The 21,572-nt window shown below is 40.5% G+C and carries 13 protein-coding genes; all 13 read left to right on the forward strand.

Translation table 11 applies throughout. From position 1 onward, the window contains the following. Positions 1-121 precede the first annotated feature (121 nt). Positions 122-1,318: an acetate/propionate family kinase gene (locus ABZB17_RS07820; RefSeq protein WP_372649168.1), complete on the forward strand. Its 1,197-nt coding sequence runs from the start codon at positions 122-124 to the stop codon at positions 1,316-1,318. Between the two features lie 288 nt (positions 1,319-1,606). Further along, positions 1,607-5,653 (forward strand): two-component regulator propeller domain-containing protein, encoded by a 4,047-nt coding sequence (locus ABZB17_RS07825; RefSeq protein WP_372649190.1) that lies wholly within the window; start codon positions 1,607-1,609, stop codon positions 5,651-5,653. 298 nt (positions 5,654-5,951) lie between these two features. Next, a complete protein-coding gene (locus ABZB17_RS07830; protein WP_372649170.1) occupies positions 5,952-8,936 on the forward strand; it encodes a SusC/RagA family TonB-linked outer membrane protein in 2,985 nt (994 codons plus the stop codon). A 22-nt stretch (positions 8,937-8,958) separates the two neighbouring features. Next, entirely contained in the window at positions 8,959-10,587 is a 1,629-nt protein-coding gene (locus ABZB17_RS07835; protein WP_372649171.1) for a RagB/SusD family nutrient uptake outer membrane protein, read from the forward strand. A 95-nt stretch (positions 10,588-10,682) separates the two neighbouring features. Then, positions 10,683-12,080, forward strand: a complete 1,398-nt coding sequence (locus ABZB17_RS07840) for a sulfatase (RefSeq protein WP_372649173.1) — start codon at positions 10,683-10,685, stop codon at positions 12,078-12,080. A gap of 164 nt (positions 12,081-12,244) precedes the next feature. Then, positions 12,245-13,675, forward strand: a complete 1,431-nt coding sequence (locus tag ABZB17_RS07845; protein WP_372649174.1) for an agarase — start codon at positions 12,245-12,247, stop codon at positions 13,673-13,675. Between the two features lie 12 nt (positions 13,676-13,687). Next, positions 13,688-14,488, forward strand: coding sequence for a sialate O-acetylesterase (locus tag ABZB17_RS07850; RefSeq protein ID WP_372649176.1), 801 nt, complete (start codon positions 13,688-13,690; stop codon positions 14,486-14,488). An 83-nt stretch (positions 14,489-14,571) separates the two neighbouring features. Further along, positions 14,572-16,101 carry a hypothetical protein gene (locus ABZB17_RS07855; RefSeq protein WP_372649178.1) on the forward strand — a complete coding sequence of 510 codons (1,530 nt, stop codon included), beginning with the start codon at positions 14,572-14,574 and terminating at the stop codon, positions 16,099-16,101. 15 nt (positions 16,102-16,116) lie between these two features. Next, on the forward strand, positions 16,117-17,082 hold the full coding sequence (locus ABZB17_RS07860; RefSeq protein WP_372649180.1) for a sugar phosphate isomerase/epimerase family protein: 966 nt from the start codon (positions 16,117-16,119) through the stop codon (positions 17,080-17,082). 58 nt (positions 17,083-17,140) lie between these two features. Continuing rightward, positions 17,141-19,405, forward strand: coding sequence for a hypothetical protein (locus tag ABZB17_RS07865; RefSeq protein ID WP_372649181.1), 2,265 nt, complete (start codon positions 17,141-17,143; stop codon positions 19,403-19,405). A gap of 80 nt (positions 19,406-19,485) precedes the next feature. Beyond that, a complete protein-coding gene (locus tag ABZB17_RS07870; protein WP_372649184.1) occupies positions 19,486-19,956 on the forward strand; it encodes a sulfatase-like hydrolase/transferase in 471 nt (156 codons plus the stop codon). A 6-nt stretch (positions 19,957-19,962) separates the two neighbouring features. Beyond that, positions 19,963-21,081, forward strand: coding sequence for a sulfatase (locus tag ABZB17_RS07875; RefSeq protein WP_372649186.1), 1,119 nt, complete (start codon positions 19,963-19,965; stop codon positions 21,079-21,081). 26 nt (positions 21,082-21,107) lie between these two features. After that, positions 21,108-21,572, forward strand: a 465-nt coding sequence (locus tag ABZB17_RS07880; protein ID WP_372649188.1) for a hypothetical protein, incomplete at its 3' end; no start/stop codon positions are given.

Genomic DNA, 21,572 nt, shown 5'->3' on the forward strand with positions numbered 1-21,572 from the left:
AAGTTCCCCAAATACAACCGTCTATTTAGATAATATGAAATGACCACGAAAAAGGACTTTGTTATATATACAAGGAGTTCAAATTGTGGTAGTTATCCTTATTAATAATAAACTTTTGAATATGAATATACTAGTTGTAAATGCAGGAAGTTCATCAATTAAATACCAGTTAATTGATATGAAGACTGAGAAACCGCTTTCAAGTGGATTAGTTGAACGGATTGGTTTGGATAGTGGTGCAATTAAACACCAAATTTTTGTTGGCGGTAAAGAAAAGGAAATTACAGAGGAGTTTCCAATACCCAATCATGCACTGGGATTAAAAAGGGTTGCAGAACTGCTTACAGATAAAGAGGTTGGAGTTATTGCAGAACCTTCAGAAATTATGGCTGTTGGACATCGGTTAGTACATGGTGGAGAGGCTTTTTCCAAAACTGTTGAGATTACAGAAGAAGTTAAAGCAAAAGTTAAAGAACTTTTTGCTTTGGCCCCCCTTCATAATCCGGCCAATTTAACAGGAGTTGAAGTAGCAGAAAAGGTTTTTCCAAATGCTATACAGGTAGGTGTTTTTGATACCGCTTTTCATCAAACTATGCCAGAAGTTGCTTATCGTTATGCAATTCCGGAGGGCTTATACAGAGACTTTGGGATACGGAAATACGGTTTTCATGGAACTTCTCATAAATACGTTTCGGAAAAAGCGGCCAGGTACCTCGGGAAAAAAGATGCAAAAATTATTACTATCCATCTTGGAAATGGTGCTTCATTGGCAGCTATAGATGCTGGTGTTTGTATTGATACATCGATGGGAATAGGACCATTAAATGGCCTTATTATGGGAACACGATCAGGAAGTGTTGATCCTTCAATTATTTTTTATCTGGTTGAACAAAAAGGTTATGCAATTGAAGAAGTAAATGAAATACTGAACAAAAAAAGTGGCATGTTGGGATTAACCGGGAAAAGCGATATGCGTGATGTTGAAGAACTTTATTTTAAGGGTAATAAAAAGGCAAGACTAGCCTATGATATGTATGCTTACCGGATTAGGCATTTTATTGGAAGTTATGTTGCTTCGATGAATGGTTTGGATGCCTTGGTTTTTACTGCCGGAATAGGAGAAAACGACAAACTTGTTCGGAGTTTGGTTTGCAAAAAAATGGAATTTTTTGGTATTCACCTTGATGAAGTTAGAAATGCGGTTCGAAGCAAAAATATACGGGAAATCAGTACTGCTCATTCAAAAACCAAAGTTCTTGTAATCCCAACTAATGAAGAACTGGAAATTGCACAACAGTCTTATGAGCTAATTCGATGATGAGACGTGATTGCAAGAAAATACTGGTTTATAGCATACAGAAAAGAGATTGAGTCTTCGTAACAATATCTTTTTTGTTGTTTTGGAATATTGTCTTCTTGGGTTATCTTTCGAATAAATTAGTGATTGTTTAATCTGAAGTGCAATTTAGTTAGCTAAAGGCAAAAGTTTTATCATTTAAATTTCATGTTAATGATAGTTGGTATTCGTCTTCTATACGTCATTCTTTTAATAATTGTAACCACATCAAACATCTTTTCTGCAGAACGGACATTCGATGAAATTGATATGTCGGCAGGTTTGTCGCATAACTCTGCACTGTGTTTGTTGGAAGACCATGATGGATTTTTATGGGTAGGAACCCGTGACGGATTAAATAAATTTGATGGCGCAGAATTTGAAATATTTAAACATGAGTTTTTTGACTCTACAAGTTTGATCAATAACCACGTTAACTGCCTATACGAAACCAGGGAGAATGAATTATGGATAGGAACTGCAAATGGCTTATGTATATACAGTTCGCAAACCAATACCTTTAGAGTTATTTCTCTTCTAACACATTCCCATCAATATGACTCGTACTACATTAGGACAATTTTCGAAACAAAAGATGGTCGTGTCTGGGTTGGTACCACAAATGGATTATATGTTGTTAACAAACAACGTGACAAAGTAACATATAAATTGATAGAATCCGATGATAACCACCTGGCAAACAACGTGCTTAAAATATATCAGGACAGTAATGGAACATTATGGTTAGGAACTAGCAACGGTTTATATCGGAGGCAAGATGAAAAATTTGAACAATATTTTATTGATAAAACAAAAGAGCTGGAAAGACAAGCAATTCGGGAAATAATAGAAGATGAAGATGGGTATTTATGGTTAGGAACCGAACGTCACGGTATTTACGTGTTAGATACGGAATCTGGTTTCCCCGAAGTAAAATATCAACTAAATATCGAAAATAGTTTATTATCGTCGAACACCGTGCGTAGTATCTTTCATGAAAATAGTGATAACGTGTGGATTGGTACATTTGCCGGTTTGTGCATATTCAATAAACAATATAAAAGCACAACGGTTTTTGATCATTTTCAACGTAACAAAGGCGCTGTTAGTAACAATTCAATTCGCGATATATTGACCGATTCTCAAGGAGGAATATGGCTTGCCGTTTATCAAGGTGGGTTAAACTATTATCATCCACAGAAAAATTTGCTTCACCATTATTTATGGCAAACACAAAAAAGTCCCGAAATAGAAAACAGAGTAATTTCAGCACTGATTGAAAATGAAAAACAACAACTTTGGCTTGGAAGTGAAGGTGGTGGAGTTTATTTATCAGAAGATGGGGGAATATCAATTACAAAAATTATAAATCCAGGGAAGAATACAAATCTTGAAAAAACAGTAAAAGCATTAAGCCAGTACAAGGAGAATTTGTGGATTGGATCTTTAGCTGGCTTAAGTCACTATAATTTTAAATCACAAGAAAAGATAAATTACTACCATAATCCAAACAACAATAATTCAATAAATCCCGGTCATGTTTTGGCACTGTTTCAGGAAAGCGAAGAAAAAGTTTGGATTGGTACTAATGGAGGTGGAGTGCAGCTTTTTAATCCGTTAACAGGAAGGTTTAAGGATGTAGAACCTTTTGAGAACAAGCATGTAAGATGTTTTTTAAAGGATTCTAAAGGGGACATATGGATCGGGTGCGAAAGAGAATTATTTGTACTTGATAGTAAATCAAATAAACTAAAAGATTTAAATCAGGAAATCGAGAACTGGTTGAATGAAGAAGTAGATGTAATTTTTATACATGAAGATACCAACAAAAACATTTGGTTTGGTACAAGAGGTCGAGGTCTCTACTTAATAAAAAATAATGAATTACATTGGTTTAATACCGGAAACGGACTCAATGATAATACGGTAAATTCCATGCTTGACGGGGGTGAGAATGTATATTGGATAACAACAAACAAGGGACTGTCGAAAATAGAAATAGATGATAGAGAGAATGAAAAAATTAGTCTTGAGTCACGAAGCTATGCCGTAAGTGAAGGAGCACAGGGCATGCAATATTCTCCTAACTGCGCTTTGCAATCATATTCCGGTAAATTATATTTTGGAGGAATTAATGGATTAAATGCTTTCAATCCCAGGGAGATAAAAGAAATTGAACTTTACCCAAACCTCGTTTTTAAAGAACTTCAAATAGATAATAAACTTATTAAGACTGAAGAAGAAAATTCTCCTTTACAAAAGGTTTTGAATGAAACCGATAATCTTATACTTCGTTATAATCAGCGTGATTTTTCTATATCATTTGCCGGCATAAACTTCATAAATGCTGATAAAAACAATTACCGTTATAGGGTCGTCGGCCTCGATGATGATTGGGTTGAAATGGGCAACCAGAATACTATTAATTTCACCTATTTCCCTGTAGGCACCTACGAAATCAGGTTGCAGGTAACTACAAATCCCCAAAAATGGGGAGCCGACTTCCGACAACTTTCTCTTACGGTACTACCTCCCTGGTGGAAAACCTGGTGGGCATTTTTATTATATAGTTTTGTCCTTGTGGTTTTACTCTCGCTATTCTTTATATTATCACAACGTTGGGCAAAAATGAAGAACCAGTTGGAAATGGAACATTTTCAACGTGAGAAAGAAAGCGAATTGCATCATTTAAAACTGCAGTTTTATACCGATGTATCTCATGAATTACGAACTCCATTAACCCTTATTCTTGCACCGCTTGAAAACCTGATTTCGAAGTCAGAATTACCAATTCGTTTTCGCAATCAACTTTCACAAATTCAGAGAAGTGGATTAAGGTTGATGCAATTAGTGAATCAAATTCTTGATCTCCGCAAACTGGAAACTGGTCATGAAAACCTGCAAGTAGCAAAAGGGAATATCGTTCGTTTTTTCTCTGAAATAAGTTTAGCGTTTAAAGAAGTCGCGACTTCCAAGAATATTGACTTTGAGTTTGAGCCTCTTTGCGAAGAATGTCTGATTTGGTATGATAGAGATAAGCTTGAGATAATTGTGAATAACTTGTTATCGAATGCCATAAAGTTTACTCCCGATGGAGGTAAAGTGAAATTAAAACTGAAGAAGATAAGTGGACGTAAAATAGGATTGGAGGCAGTTGGGATTGATAAGAGTGCTGATTATTTGCAGATTATAGTGATTGACAATGGAGAAGGTTTGACCGAAAGTCAAATTGAAAACATCTTTAATCGTTTTTATTCTAAAAAAGAAACAGGCAATAATAATTCGCCGGGTTCAGGGGTTGGACTCGAACTCACCCGACGCATGGTTGAGCTGCATAAAGGTGTAATAAACGTTTCAAGCATCGAACATGAATCAGGCAAAAAAGAAACTACTTTTTCTGTTTACCTGTCATTGGAAAAAAAAATATATTCTAACGAAGAGTTGGATGAAGACTTTAAAAATAGTGAAGATGCAAGTCTTTACACTTTCGACTTCTTACAACGTGAAACAGTAGTGGAATTATCAGAAGTAGACCAGGAGAGCAAGGAGGCTGGTGACGAGTTTGAACGTTTGTTAATAGTTGAAGATAATGCAGAAGTTCGGGCTTTTATAAAAGAATTGTTTGCCGACAACTATGAAATAAGTGAAGCCGGAAACGGCGAAACAGGCATGCAAAAAGCAATCGAAACCAATCCGCAAATTATTATCAGCGACGTAATGATGCCTGTTATGGATGGTATTGAACTTTGTAAACGCGTTAAAACCGATGCACGTACCAGCCATATTCCTGTAATTTTGCTTACTGCCCGCACTGCCCTAACGTTTAAATACGAGGGCCTGGAAACCGGTGCCGACGATTATATTACCAAACCCTTTAGTGCACGTTACCTGACTTTACGCGTTAAAAACCTGATTGAACAACGCCGGAAAATACAAGAATATTTTAAACGCGAGGCCATTTGCGATCCGGGTAGTGTAACCTTAACATCGGTTGACGAGAAGATTTTAAAAAAGGCAGTTGATTACATTATTGCAAATATTGCAAATCCAAATTTGAGTGTAAATAAATTGAGTGAGCATGTTGGTTTAAGCCGTGTTCATTTCTATCGTAAAATAAAAGCACTTTCCAATCAAACTGCCGTTGAGTTTATTCGAAATGTTCGGTTAAAACGGGCGGCAACCCTGCTCAGCCAGGATAAAATTTCAGTGAAAGAAGTGCGCAACCTTGTGGGGTTCGAAGACGCCGACTATTTCCGCAAGTGTTTTAAAGAGCAATTCGGAGTAACACCAAACGAATATTCAAAGCTGAAGGCATAAAGTGTTTGCTGTCAGTCTTATATATGAAGTGTTGCATCTGTTTATGTAACATATCCCCTGTATTCTTGTTACATTTTATTTGCCATACGGTAACATTTACCCTGCCTTTGTGTAACGCAAATTTTAACAGTTGTTAACGAACTAAACTATTTTTGATTCGAACAAAAAAACCGGACTTATGAATAGTTCTAAAAAACGATTACTGGTATCGATCTTAGCCAGTGCTGCAATTCTTGCCGGCCTTATCCTAGTGCTAATTTACATTTTATTATAAATAACTAATTCAAACTTTAATCTTATGAAAATTAAATTTCATATTAAAAAATTGGGTATCCTTTTGCTCGTTTTGTTAGTTACACTGAGTAGTTTTGCTCAGAACAAAACAGTATCAGGAACAGTTAAAAGTGACGATGGGGAGCCATTGCCCGGCGTTACTGTAGTTGTAAAAGGAACAACACAGGGAGCTGTTTCAGATGTTAACGGCTCTTTCTCTATTCCAAATGTTCCGGAAGATGCAATCCTTTTAATTTCCTTTGTGGGATTAAAAACGCAGGAATTACCGGTGGCCGGTATAACTACTTTAAATGTGGTTATGGAACCATCGGAAATTGGCCTCGACGAGGTGGTTGTGGTTGGTTACGGAACACAACGCAAAAGTGATATTACCGGAGCTGTAGCTTCAGTTGGACAAGACCGTTTGGAGCAAATTCCGAATACCAACTTTGCACAGGCTTTACAAGGGGCCGTACCGGGGGTGAGTATTTCCACTAACTCTGCCAGTGCCGAAGGTGGAGACATGAGCATTATGGTTCGTGGACGAAACTCCATTGAAGCCAGCAATACGCCGCTTATTGTGTTGGATGGAATTCCTTACGGAGGAAGTATCTCCGAAATTAATCCCGATGACATTCAGTCGATTGAGGTGCTTAAAGATGCCTCGTCGGCCGCCATTTATGGTTCTCGTGGTGCAAACGGTGTAATTTTGGTAACTTCTAAAAAAGGGAAAATTGGCAAACCAACCGTTAGCTACAATGGCTTTTATGGTATTCAGGAAATTGCCAGTTTGCCCGACATTATGGATGGTGGTGAATTTTGGGAATTTAAAAGTACCCGAAACCCGGATCAAATTACCGATTCTGAACGCGAAGTATATGAATCGGGACAATGGACCGATTGGATTGACATAACTACCCGCACCGGTAAAAAACAACAGCATACCTTATCGCTTTCCGGAGGAACACAAAAAATGAATTACTTCGTTTCCGGTACATATCTGGATGTGGAAGGTGTTGCCGTTGGCGATGATTTTACACGTTATTCAACCCGGATAAATCTGGAAGCTGAAGTAACTGACTGGTTCACCTTAGGAACAAATACACAACTTTCGTTAGCCGACCGTAGCGGTTTTGCGCCAAACTGGAGCGGTGGTACTGCCGGGGCTTTCTGGATGAATCCATTAACAAAAGCTTTTGACGAAGAAGGTAATCCAACAATTTATCCCTGGCCTGAAGATATTTACTGGGGTAACCCGTTGGCAGGTACTTTGGCTGAAAGTAAAGACAAACGTTACAAGGTTTTTACTAATAATTATGCCATTGTTTCAGTGCCCTGGGTCGATGGACTTCAGTATAAACTAAACACCGGGGTGGAATACGCTAACCGCGAGCAGGCAAGTTACTATGGCCGCAATACGAAAGATGGTCTCGAAAATGGTGGCGAATCGGATGTTAATAATCGCGTTGACAACGACTACACCGTTGAAAATATTTTGTCGTACACTAAAAAGTTTGGTGCACACAAAATTTTTGCAACCGCCTTATACAGTTATCAGCAAAGTAACTACGAGTGGCATCGTATTGAAGCACAGGGTTTCCCGAACGATGTGCTTACCTGGCATCAGGCATCAACAGCCAGTCTGGTTGATCCTTCTTCAAGCTACCGTAAAGAAACGATTCTTTCGCAAATGTTACGTTTAAACTACAGCTATGATAGCCGTTACTTAATTACTTTAACCGGACGCCGCGATGGCTATTCAGGTTTTGGTACCAACCGCAAGTGGGGAACTTTTCCTTCAGTTGCATTGGGATGGAATGTGGCTAACGAAAGTTTTTTCGATAATGTAGAGTTCATGAACCAATTAAAAGTTCGTGCATCGTACGGCGAAAATGGTAACCAGGCAGTAGGGCCTTACGAAACCCTTTCACGTTTATCCGAGCGCTCGTATCTCGATGGAACGGCAACTGCACCGGGCTATCGGCCTACTCAGTTGGGTAACCCCGATTTGGGATGGGAAACCACAAAATCGTTTAACTTTGGTATCGACTTTGGATTCTTCGAAGGCCGTTTAGCCGGGAGTATCGATGCATATAATTCAGATACTTACGATCTGCTGTTAGACCGGAGTATTTCTCCTGTACATGGTATTACAAGTATTACCGAAAATATTGGGGAAGTAAATAACAAAGGTTTCGAAATGATGCTTCATTCGTATAACTTTCAGCAAGAAGATTTTACCTGGACCACTACCGCAACTTTCTCGTACATGAAAAACGAAATTACCAGTCTTTACGGGTATTTGGATGAGGATGGAAACGAGATTGATGACCTTGGAAACCGCTGGTTTATCGGACAACCAATTCGTGTAAACTATGGTAGGGTTTTCGATGGAATCTGGCAGTTAGACGATGATATTGCCAACTCGGCACAGCCCGATGCCATTCCTGGTGATGCCAGGATTGTAGATCAAATTACAGTTGATACCGATGGTGATGGTATTCCTGACGAGGCGGATGGCGTTATCAACGACGAAGACCGTGTGATTCAGGGACAACGTGATCCAAAATTTTTGTGGAGTTTAACCAATACCCTAAACTATAAGGCATTTACCTTAACTTTTTTCTTGCACGGTGTACATGGTGTAGAAAAGAGTAACTCATTGATGACGGATAACGTGTGGAGTAGCCGAAGAAATACAACACAAAAAAACTGGTGGTCGGAAACCAATCCAACGAACGAATGGATTGGAAATTCAGAAGACAATCAGACACATGGCGCATCATTTATTGAGAAGGCAGGTTTTGTACGTTTGAAAGACGTAACCTTGTCCTATGATTTACCAAAGAATTTAACTTCTAAAATCGGTTTTAATAAACTACGTGTTTATGCAACCGGAAGAAACTTGCTTACCATTACCGATTACAATGGCCTCGACCCTGAATTAGACGGGGATAGAGACGTGCCACTGCAGAAAGAATATTTGGTGGGATTAATCCTTGGCTTTTAATTAACTTCTAAAAATGAGAAAAATGAAGACATTCAATAAAATATTTGTATTGCTGGCTTTCCTTGTTGCAGGAGTTGCCTGTTCTGAAGATGAACTTATTGAGAACCCTCCGCATATACTTGCTGCCGATAATTTATACGTTGATTATGCAGGCTTTCAGGCTGGAATTAATGGACTGTATGCACAGTTTCGTCGCGAGCGTGCCGGTGAAACATGGGGGAGTAATAACGACCTTTTAATAGACCCTGCTCTGTCAGGAGTTGACAATTGTTATGGGAACCATCGTTCAGGATGGGCACGTATTGGTAACGACTGGGGAACTTACAATGTACCAACAGAAGGTCATTATCGTAATTTCTGGAATTGGTTATATCATACCATTAATGCGGCAAATACAATTATCGAGCGTGCCGAAAATCCTGATGTGGTGTGGACGGAAGATCAAAAAAATCATATTGTGGCTGAAGCCCGTTTCTTTCGCGCCTGGTGTTATCGTCACCTTACTTTTATGTGGGGCGATGTGCCTTTAAGCCTGAATGAATCAAGCGGAAGTAATATTATTACCGACTGGGAACGTACACCCGTGGCTCAGGTTCGTGCTAAAATGGAGGAAGATTTGTTGTTTGCAGAAGCCAACCTTCCGGCTTATCATGAAGAAGACGGAAGGATTGCCAAGGTAGTTCCTCAGCATTATTTAGCTGAACTGTATCTAACCTTAGGTGAAAATGAGAAAGCAAAACAAAAGGCACAAGCTGTTGTTGATAATCCGAATTACAGCCTGGTAACAGCAAGGTATGGTGTTGAATCCGGTAATCCGTCAGGTACTCCATTTTCAGATATGTTCTTAAATGGTAATACCAACCGTAGTGAAGGAAATACCGAAGAACTCTGGACTGTTCAGTGCGAACTGGAAGTTATTGGTGGTGGCTATAACATCATGCGCCGTTGGTGCCGTAACCGTTTATACAGCGGTTTTAAACCCTGGGGTAAATCAAATGCAGTTACTTTTTCTGTTGAAGGTGGAGGCCGTGGAATTGGAAGAATCGGACCCACACGTTTTGCAATGGAGTTATACGAGGAAGGTGATGACCGTGGAAGCGACGAAATGTGGTGGACTTTTGCTGTATTAAACAACCCGGATGCTATTCCAAGTGGACATGCACTTGGCGATACATTCAGGATTGAATGGCAGGGTAGAGATGAAAAAAGAGGAGATTACTATTGGCCAAGTACTGCAAAATGGGACTATGCCAATCCTAATGACTTAGCTGGAGGTAGTAGCTACAACGATATTATTTACTTACGTTTGGCAGATACCTATTTATTATTGGCCGAAGCTCAGTTATTTACCGATGGTCCGGCAGCAGCAGCCGAAACCATTAATATTTTGCGTCGTCGTGCAAATACATCCGATATTTCTGCCGGAGATGTAACCATAGATTTTATCCTTGATGAAAGATCAAGGGAGTTATTTACTGAAGAACATCGTCGATACACACTTCTCAGAACAAATAAGTGGTTCGAACGTACTCAGTTGCATAACAAATTGGCCAGTCCGAATATTACGGAAAGGGACAAGTTATTTCCGATACCTCAAACGGTTATCGATGCCAACTTAACCACGCCAATGGAGCAAAATCCAGGGTATTAGTTTCGCAACATAGTTTGATTAGTTTAGTTATTCAGTAAGGGATTTCAATATTGAAATCCCTTACTTTCTCCTAAATCATTGAAAAACGGTATAAAATGCACAAAACAAAAATACTACTGCTGTTCTTAACGCTTTCAATTGGCGTATCTGGTTTTGTAAAGGCCCAAAAAACCAATGTAATTATGCTAATGGCCGACGACCTTGGCTGGGGTGATGTAGGTTTTAACGGCAACGAAAAAATTATTACGCCACATTTGGATAATATGGCCGAAGCCGGAATACGCTTTACTAATTTTTATGCGGCAGCACCACTATGTTCGCCAACACGTGCAAGTTGTTTAACCGGGCGCGCACCGTTTCGTCAGGGTATTTTTGCAGCACATACCGGGGCCATGCGGCATGCCGAAACAACCATTGCCGAAGTGCTCAAAAAGAAAGGTTATGCCACAGGTTTTTTTGGCAAGTGGCATTTGGGCTGGGTAGAAGCTGATAAGCTAGAATCGCGTGGTCATTATTCGCCACCCTGGCACCATGGCTTTGAAGAAGTATTTGCTACAAAAAGTGCTGTTCCAACCTGGGATCCAACGGTATATCCTGATAACTGGAGCGGTTTTGGTAAAGGCGAAAATGGCAAATGGGGCGGTTCCATTTATGTGCACAACGGAGTACCTGAAACTGAAAATCTGGATGGCGACGACAGTCGCATCATCATGGATCGGGCAATTCCATTTATCGAAAAATCAATCAATGAAGAAAAACCGTTTCTGGCAACTATTTGGTTTCACACACCGCACGAACCGGTTGTTGCAGGCCCCGAATACCTGGCCAAATACCCCGGTTTGCCCGAAGAACAAAAACATTTATACGGCTGTATTACTGCCATGGACGAACAAATCGGCCGTTTAAAAGCATTTCTGAAAGAAAAAGGTGTAGCTGAAAATACCATCCTGCTTTTTTGTTCCGATAATGGCCCTGCCGACCCACAGGCAAAAGCAGGAATTGCTTCAGCAGGCCCATTTCGTGGCCACAAACACCAAATGTGGGAAGGTGGCTTGCGCGTTCCTTCAGTAATTGAGTGGCCCGGTAATATTGAAGCCGGACAAACAAGTGATTTTACAGCTTGCACCAGCGACTATTTTCCAACCATTCTTGAAATGCTGAACATACCGGTACCCGATAAAGTTCCTCTCGATGGAATTAGCATTTTGCCTGTTTTAAGAGGAAAAGAAATGGAACGTACAATTCCTTTTGCTGCTGGTTTTCTCCGTCATTACAGAGATATAGAAACCTACGCATTTATTGATGGGCAGTATAAAATTTGTATACCCGACAAAGGCGATGAGATGATGCTTTTTGACCTGGAAGCCGACCCGGAAGAGTCGAATGATTTGGCTCAGGAAAAACCGGAACTTTTTGAAAAGCTAAAAGCCGGACTGGAAAAAGTAAAAGCCTCCTGGACACTCAGCCGCGAAGGATATGATTACCAGTGGTAAGCCTATTCTTTTTGTCAAAAGAAATCCTGAAAGGATTTAAATAACCCCGGGTTTAAACCCGGGGACTAAAAGCACCGAAATAATGCGGTTCATTCAATAGAATAACATTGAAATATAAAAGTTTCATGAACCGCAAAAAAATGAACCTCATTAAAATCTCAGTAATGAAACAGATATTTTCGCTAGTTATAATTTCTTTAATAATTATTTCCTGCTCATCTCCCTCAAAAAAACAAGCAGAAGCTCCTGAGCAACAATACCTAATGGTAGACGCCAAAACCCGTGTTTACCACGATGATGGCACGCGAACATACCGCCCGTATAAACCCTTTAAAACCCGCACGATAGAAATTCTGGCAGGTTATGAAACTCCTGAAAAGGTACCTGTTCTAAATCAATACGGCGGAAATACTGACTTTAAAGAAGAAGCAACCGGATTTTTTCACGTTAAAAAAATTGGCGACCGCTGGTGGGGAATCGATCCGGAAGGCAACCGGTATATAAACATTGCTTTAAACAGTTTAAATGCCAAAGGCTCTGATGGTATGAACCAGGCCCTGAAAGAAAAGTTCGGATCAAAAGAAAACTGGATGAAAGAAACCATTGCTTTATTGCAGGTGTATGGTTTCAATTGTGCGGGCTCCTGGTCCGATCACGAAGCAATAATCGAGTACAATAAAACTGCCGAGCGTCCCATGGCTTACACCATAAACTGGAATTTTATGAGCAGCTATGGCCGAAAACGCGGAGGAACCTACCAACAGGCCGGGCATACCGGCTACCCCAACGATGCCATTTTTGTGTTCGATCCCGGGTTTGAGACCTTTTGCGATGAACATGCCAGGCAATTGCTGGAGTACAAAAACGATCCTAATCTTTTTGGCCATTTTTCTGATAACGAAATGCCGTTTAAGTTCAAAGCCATCGATAATTATTTAGCCCTGCCCGAAAACGAAGCAGGAAGAATAGCGGCTGAAAACTGGTTAACAGAAAAAGGTATAACAAAAGCTGAAATTACCGATGAACATCGCGAGGAATTTATGGCTCTGGTTGGCGAAAAGTATTTTTCCATCGTATCAAAAGCCATAAAAAAATACGATCCGAATCATATGTACATTGGTGCGCGATTTTATAGTAATGAAAAACATCACGAACAATTTATGCGCGCCGTTGGTCAACACCTCGATATTGTTTCAAATAATTATTATAACCACTGGACTCCCGATTCGGCACATGTGCAGGAGTGGACTGAATGGACCGGTCGTCCGTTTATTGTTACCGAATATTATACCAAAGGCGAAGACTCGGGCATGGGTAATATCAGTGGAGCCGGTTGGATTGTACGCACACAGGAAGACCGCGGTTTGTTTTATCAGAATTACAACCTGGCCTTGCTCGAATCGAAAAACTGTGTGGGCTGGCATTATTTTAAATACATCGATAATGATCCCAATCAAAAAGGAGTCGACCCATCGAATGTAGATGCCAACAAGGGAATTGTAAGCAACCGCTACGTGCCGTGGACTCCGATGTTGGATAAAATGAAAGAGTTAAACAGCCAGGTGTATAACATTGTGGAACATTTCGACAATTAAAAATAGAAAGGTATGAATAGCGTTGGAAAAGGACTACTGACCCTGGTAACTTGCTTGCTTTTTTGGCAATGCAATGCTGTTGTACAAAATGATGGTGAGGAGGTAAAGGATGAACAAGCCAGGAATCTGGATATCTATCTTTTAATTGGCCAGTCGAATATGGCTGGCAGGGCCACCATTGAAGGGGCTGATAAGGATACCCTTAAAAACGTATTTCTGTATACGGGAACCGTATGCTGTGAATGGGAAAAAGCTGCTAATCCACTCAATAAATATTCTACCATCCGAAAAGATATTTCCATGCAAAGACTTGGGCCGGGGTACCACTTTGCAAAAACTATGGTTGAATTAAACGGAAAAAATTCCATTGGCCTCGTGGTAAACGCCAAAGGGGGTACAAAAATAGAGCTTTGGCAACCCGGGGGCGAGTTTTACAATGAGGCAGTAAAGCGCACCAAGGCCGCAATGCAATACGGAACTTTAAAAGGGATTCTTTGGCATCAGGGCGAATCCAATAGTTCGAAATACAACGAATATATGCCTAAAATAATAGAACTGATTGAGGCTTTACGTAGCGATTTAGCCGAGAAGAACTTACCTTTTGTAGCTGGTCAGTTATCTGGCGACAAAGAAAATCGAGCCGGTTTTAATCAGATGATTCTCGACTTACCCAATAAATTACAAGGTTGTGGTGTGGTTTCTTCTGAAGGAACCGGCACTATTGATAGTACACATTTCGATGCCGCAAGTCAGCAGTTGTTGGGGCAACGCTATGCTCAAAAAATGTTTGAAATTCAGGCAAAACAGAACTAAGATTAAACCACAATTTATATGTGACGATTCCGCTTAATATTTGTACATGTTATAAAAATTTACCAACTGAAACTATACCTAAAATGAAAAAGACAAAATATTTGAATGCGTTCATTATATTGCTTTTAACAGTGTTTTCATGCAATGTAAAAGAGTCTTCTAATCTGATTTCCAATAATAAAATAGGTAATATAGAAACAAAGAATTCTTCTGAAGTCGCTTCATCTCCCTTTGGCATTCAGGCGGGTACCTTGGTAGATAGCCTGGTTGCACAAGCTGCTGAAATTGGTGTAAAATGGACACGCTTGGGGGCAGGATGGAATGAAATTGAACGTGAGAAAGGGGTTTACGATTGGTCTGCTACCGACAAAGCTTTTGAAGTTGCCCTGAAAAACGGGATAACTCCGTTTATAACCGTAGGTAGAGGTAACGAGTTATATTCGAAGTTAACAACTTACGACGACCCCAAACTGGCCGAAATTTATGGATACAGGCCAGAACCACCCATAAAAGATCCCATGGCAATGGAAGCATTTCTTGCTTTTGTAAAAGCAACGGTTGAACGTTACAAGGATAAAATTGATTACTGGGAAGTGTGGAACGAACCCAATCATCGTAACTATTGGGGCTCAACACCCGATGGAAAAGAATACGGACACTTGCTTGTAAAAACGGCTGAGCTTATAAAACAAACCGATCCGGGGTGTAAAATAATTGGCGGATCGATGGCGGGTATTAATCCGGAATTTACCAATGATTTTTTAAGCGTGGGGGCCGATAAAATTATCGATATTATTTCGTACCACAACTATGGCGCAGTTCCCGAAGAAAGAGTGTATAAAGCCATTGAATTGTGGGATGTAATTAACAGTTATAATCCTGAAATTGAACTCTGGCAAGGCGAATGTGGTTATCCGTCGCATAGCAGTACCCGCGATTTCAGGGGGCGTGCTCCCTGGGGTTTAAACATTCAGGCCAAATGGCTTTTACGCCAAAGTTTTGTTGATACCTATTTCTGCAAAGCCACTTTAAGCAACTATTTTAAACTGGTGCATACCAGCGGCAAAGGTGAAAAGCAACAGCGAACAAACCTGCGTCCCATCGATAAACTATTTGGATATCCGGAACGTGGTGGTTCGCGGGTACGAACAAAAGGCGTTAACGAAAAATGTTTATTAACCAATCCTAACTTTGAGAAGAAACCGGCATTTTATGCCTATCAAAATTTGTGTGCCGTTTGGAAACCGGAGTATAAACCCAATCCGGTTGAATACAAAATTGAAATTCTGGATGAAGGTGTTTTTTACGGAATTTCGGTGGACGACGCCTTTCCATCCGTTCCGCTGATGGCTACATATTCCGATAATGAGGGAAATAGCCTGGTAGCCTGGTGGTTACCCTGGAATGCGCAGGAGCACTTACCCCAGCTGGCAAAAGTTAATATCGAAATAGAAGGAATCAATTTCACCGATCCCGTCCTGCTCGATCCTTTAACAGGCGAGGTATATGAAATGGAAATTGTAAACGAGGAAGGAGCATGTATTTTTGAGAACGCCCTACTCGCTGATTACCCGATGATTGTTGTTGAGCGTAAAACAATAAAACTTATCTAATCTAAAATACCAACGATGGAAAATAAAATTAAAAATCCGCTTCAGGGAAATAGTAAATATTGGTTTCTGTCTTTTGTTTTCATTACGAATTTGCTGTTAGTAGTATGTGTTTCGAATACATCTTTCGCTCAGAATAAAATAAAGCGTAGTGGCCCTGCCAGCATTGTTCCAAGTTTAAATGCTTATTCTTTTAATAAAATATTGCTTTCAAAAGATGAGGAGGGTAATCCTAAATTCACCCTGTTTGATTTGCTGGATTGGTGTGCCGAACAAAATATAAAAGCAATAGATGTCACCGGATATTATTTCTCCGCTTATCCTGAAGTTCCTTCTGACGACTACTTGTTTGCCTTCAAACAAAAAGCTTTTCTGCTGGGAATCGATATTTCAGGTACAGGAATAAGAAACGATTTTGCATCACCTGACCCAGAAGTAAGACAAGAAGGAGTTGAATTGGCAAAAAAATGGATCGTAGTAGCGTCCAGGTTAGGCGCTCCGGTTATTCGTTTATTTGCCGGGAAAATCCCCGAAGGTTACGAAAACAAATGGGATGAGGTGGCTGAATGGATGATTCCTTGTTTTAAAGAATGTGCCGAATTTGGAGAGAAACATGGAGTTATGATTGGAATTCAAAACCACGGTGACATGATTCAGACCAGCGAACAATGCCTTAAAGTATTAAAAGCGGTTGACTCGGATTGGGTGGGTATTATACTGGATACCGGAATGTTTAAAACAGAAGACCCCTATGAAGACATAAAAGCGGTTACCCCTTTTGCTGTTAACTGGCAAGTAAAAGAAAGTGTTTTTGGAAAGGAAAGTGAAATCCGAACAGATTTTTCAAAAATTATAGAAATCCTGCGCGAAAACAATTACAGGGGATACCTTCCGGTTGAAACGCTTGAAAATAAAAATAAAGCTTACGATCCTTTTGTATTGGTTCCCGAAATGATTTCTGAATTAAATAATGCGCTGCGCTAACAAGTATTGGAAAAGAATAGTGAAAAAAGAATTTACAAATCATTGTGATACTGACAAAATGAAGATTACTAGTAGCTATCTCAAATTAGTTTTAGTAGTATTTATTTGTTTTGCAATTAATCCGATACAAGGTTTCTCCGGAAACATCATAGATACCACCGATTATGCTTATTGGAGACAATTGGCGTGCACCTCGGAAATGTTTGGTGCGATGAAAAGCAGTGCGATTGAAACGGCAAGAGCAGAGGGGACTCCACGTGATGTTTTGGGGGCAAACGCTTTGGCCTATATCCTTGATCCGGATAATAAAACCACTTACATAGCCAATATTCAAAACAAATTCGAAACCCGAATAAAAACCATGAAAATTGGCACCGGAGCTGCCAGTTCTTCAGTGCCATCGCACGAGCTTTTTCACGGGCTTTTAGCGCTGGATGTAATTCGTTACGACCTGGAGCCTGAAGTGCTGGTCGGCTACGAGAAAATCTTCGAGAAAAAAATATTCAAATTGGTTTTAAAGCAATGGCGGCCTCACGGATGGGCAATGCGTATGCTTTGGTACAAATATGCCGGCGATGAAGCAAATTTTTTAGAGGCTAAAAAGCAGTATGATATTGATTTGCGCATTCATTTTTTACCCGATGGAATATCGCCTTCGGGCGGTGGTTATAACATGGAGCGATTTAATGTGAAAGAACGCGCTGCCAAGAATACCACCTTTGATATTATGGAATACATGGGCTACCATGAATATTACACCGACAGCGGAATGATAAACATGCACGAAGCCATTTATGGTTACGAAAATTCACCTTTTGGCCGGTGTGTTTTTTATGGCGACTCTCGCGGAAGCCAGGTGGCCTGGTCGGTAGAAGACGATGTAATTGTATCGCCAACCACCGTAAGGGCTGCACGCTTTTCCGATAAAGCCTATAAATATGCCATGTGGACGCTTCGAGAGGGTACCGGACTAAATGATGCAACGCTAAAAGGTTATCTGGCCTCGTACATCGTTATGGCTGGCTCGGCAGCACAAAACAATCCAATTGAGTTTAACATTGCTGATGCAGAAATGGCTCCAAGTCGGATTTTTGATAATTATGCCGCTTTAATTGGAAACAAACCATCAAGAGATGCCTTGTACCTTAGTGTTCAGACGCTAACCGGAAAGGAAGAATACCACACCCATTATGAAGCTAATGCCATTGGAATGGCGGGTTATGGCGAAATTCTGCTTCGTAACGCCGGCTACGATGGCCCCAATGCCGATGTAAGTGCCAAGGGGCTTACTACGCCTTTCGAATTTATTCATGCCCATGCCGAGTCGGCAAATACCGTGTTAATCGCAGGCGAAAATCATTCAGGCAAATTAGCCGATGGAATTGTGGAAGGTTTTACGGGAGAAAACGTGGAGTATTTCCGTGCCTCAAACAGCACCAGCATAAAAGGCGAGCACCTCCGAGATGTTTTGTTTGTCCAGCCAACAATTAATGCGAATGGATATTATGTGGTGATGGACCATGTAAGTACTGAAAATAGAGGTGATTCGGTAAATGTGGTCTGGCATCCGAATACGGCTAAAACACAAATCATTCAGGATAAAACAGCATACTTTTCTAAAATTAAGCGTGAGGATGGCGATGCCGGTCCGGTATTATTTGGCGAAAATACTCCGGTACTTAAAACCTTTTTAGGCACCCCGTCACATTCGGTTCAGAAAAAAGAAATGGTGAACCAAAGTCGTGGTAACCACTACAGAGCCGAATATTTATACGCTACTTATCCAACCCATGATAACAAAGCAAATATTCTTACCGTATTATTTCCCGGAGATAAAACTCATATAATAGGTGACATGACTAGAATTGCAACCGGTTCTTATTCCGGATGCCAAATCCGGCAGGGAGAAGTTGTTGATTTGGTTTTAAATTCCGGTAGTACTGAACTTGAAAAATACGAAAAGGAAACCTTTAACGCCGAGGATATTTTTTACCGAAAGTTGGCTGGGAAACTGGTTTCTTATTTTGTTAAGGGGACATCATTTAAATCAGGTGAGGATATGGAAAATGGTTTTAAGTCGGATGCTCCGCTTGCACTTTATATGAATACAGCGAAAAATGGTAAAGGAAGTAGTGGGAAAATTATTTCGTCCGGGGCCAGCGTGACCTTTTATAATTCAGATGTTTCGTCTGTGAAATTAAATGGGAATAAACTTTCGAATGTCGCTTCTGGTGAAAATTGGGTTCGTGTTCGTATTCCGCAAGGAACTTATACGATTGAACTTGTAGCTAATAATGTGGGCAACGCTTTAGATAAGTTCTAATAATAGTTGTTTTGCTGAAGCTATAACGGTGTTAACGATAAAAACGTTTGTTTATAGAATAATAAATAAAATACATGACTATGAGACGAATAAATATAGTTTACTTTTTTCTGCTATTTCTTTTGGGCTGTTCATCATCTGAAGAAAAGAGCGCGACATCTGCTCCCAATGTCTTGTTTATTTCTGTCGACGATTTAAACGATTGGATAGCCCCCCTTGATGGTCACAAGCAGGCCATTACGCCCAACCTGGATAAATTATTTGAGCAGGGCGTTGCATTTACCAATGCGCATTGTTCGCAGGCGGTTTGTACCGCATCGCGTAACTCCCTGTTAAGTGGTATTCACCCCACAACTTCGGGCTGGTATGCATCAACTGCTGCTATGCGTAAAAATTATAGCGAAGTTATGGAAAGCCACGCCATGCTTCCCGAGTACTTCAAAAACAATGGTTACAATACTTACGCTGTCGGAAAAGTTTTTCATAGTGGCAAATCGGATTACCCGGATAAAACCGATGATTTCTGGACCGATTATGCACCCGAATTCTGACAAAATATGGAAGAGCATATCGAAAAAGCCGGGTTTGGGTACCGCGGAACAATGTTTTACCCCTTTACCAAAGATGGCGGACAACTGGTGCAATTGTATGGCGAAGAAAATATTCTGGAAAACTACATGCCCGTAAACCGCTTTTACTCCTTGTGTGGAGGACCTCTGTCAGCGGATGAGATTCCGGAAGGCGGCATGTATGATGAGCAGATTGCCAACTGGGCGATTGATAAAATTTCAAAAAAACAGGATAAGCCATTTTTTATGGCCTGTGGTTTTATTCGTCCGCATGTACCTTATACCGCCCCTCAAAAATACTTCGATTTGTACCATAAAGATTCAATTATCGTTCCCAATGTACCTGAAGATGAATTTAACGATATCCCGTTGATGGGGAAATCCATTGCCTTCGGAAGAACACCACTTGGAGGTTGGTACGACGTTAACCGCAAGGAAGAAATTCTGCCGGAACTGGTACACGCCTACCTGGCCTGCGTTTCGTTTGTCGACGACCAGATTGGCAAAGTACTTACCGCGCTCGAAAACAGTCCGAATGCCGACAATACAATTATTGTGTTATGGTCGGACCACGGGCAACATTTAGGCGAAAAACGTCATTTCCGGAAGCAAGCCCTTTGGGAGGAAGCCACCCGCGTTCCTCTGTTGTTTTCGTATCCGGGCATAAAATCCAAAGGCGAGATTTGTGATAAAGCGGTAAGTTTGCTCGATATTTATCCAACACTGCTTGATTTATGCCAACTGCCAGAACTTCCAAAACTGGAAGGAAATAGTTTGACACCTCTGCTCGAAAATCCTGAAATGGAATGGGATAAGCCTGTTTTAATCACCTGGTATTATAAAAACCATTCGGTAAGAAGCAACAACTGGCGCTATATAAAATACCGCGACGGAGGCGAAGAATTATACGACCACCGAAACGACCCGGGCGAGCACGTAAACCTGGCCTCCAACCCAAGTTATGCCGATGTGATTGGCCAACTTCAGCAATATTTACCAAAAACCGATGCCATACCTGCCGGAAAAACGGAATATACACCTGATAAGCTTGATAAACGAATAGAAGAGTGGATTAAAAATGATTCAATTCCTGTTTGGTTAAGATAAATTAAACATGCAAAAACGATCTGACTATGAATAAAATAACCGTTAGGATAATTGCTCTGCTTGTTTTTGGAAGTATAACATTGCAGGTATCAGCCTGCACAAAAACAGAAACCGAAGTTGTTCAATCGAAAGAAAACGTGTTTCACATCAATTCCCAAAAAGATTTTGAAAAGTGGAGTAATCATAAATTTCCTCCAGGCAGTAAGGTGCTTTTTGCTGCAGGTGAATTATTTACCGGGCAATTTATTTTGCGAGGTAGCGGAACAGCTGAGTTTTCCAACCTGGTGGCTGCTTATGAACCCGAAAGTGGAAAAATATTTACCGATTGGATTGAGAATAAGCCGGTGTTACAGGGAGAAGGAAAACTGTCGACGGTATTGCTGCTGAAAAACGGCGCTTTTTGGGAAATCAGCAACCTTGAAATTACCAACACAAATGGAACCACCGAAGACCAGGGCGAAATACACGGTATAAAAGTAGTAGCCGAGGAT

Origin of the sequence: Draconibacterium sp., assembly GCF_041583095.1 — a bacterium.
GTDB lineage: Bacteria > Bacteroidota > Bacteroidia > Bacteroidales > Prolixibacteraceae > Draconibacterium.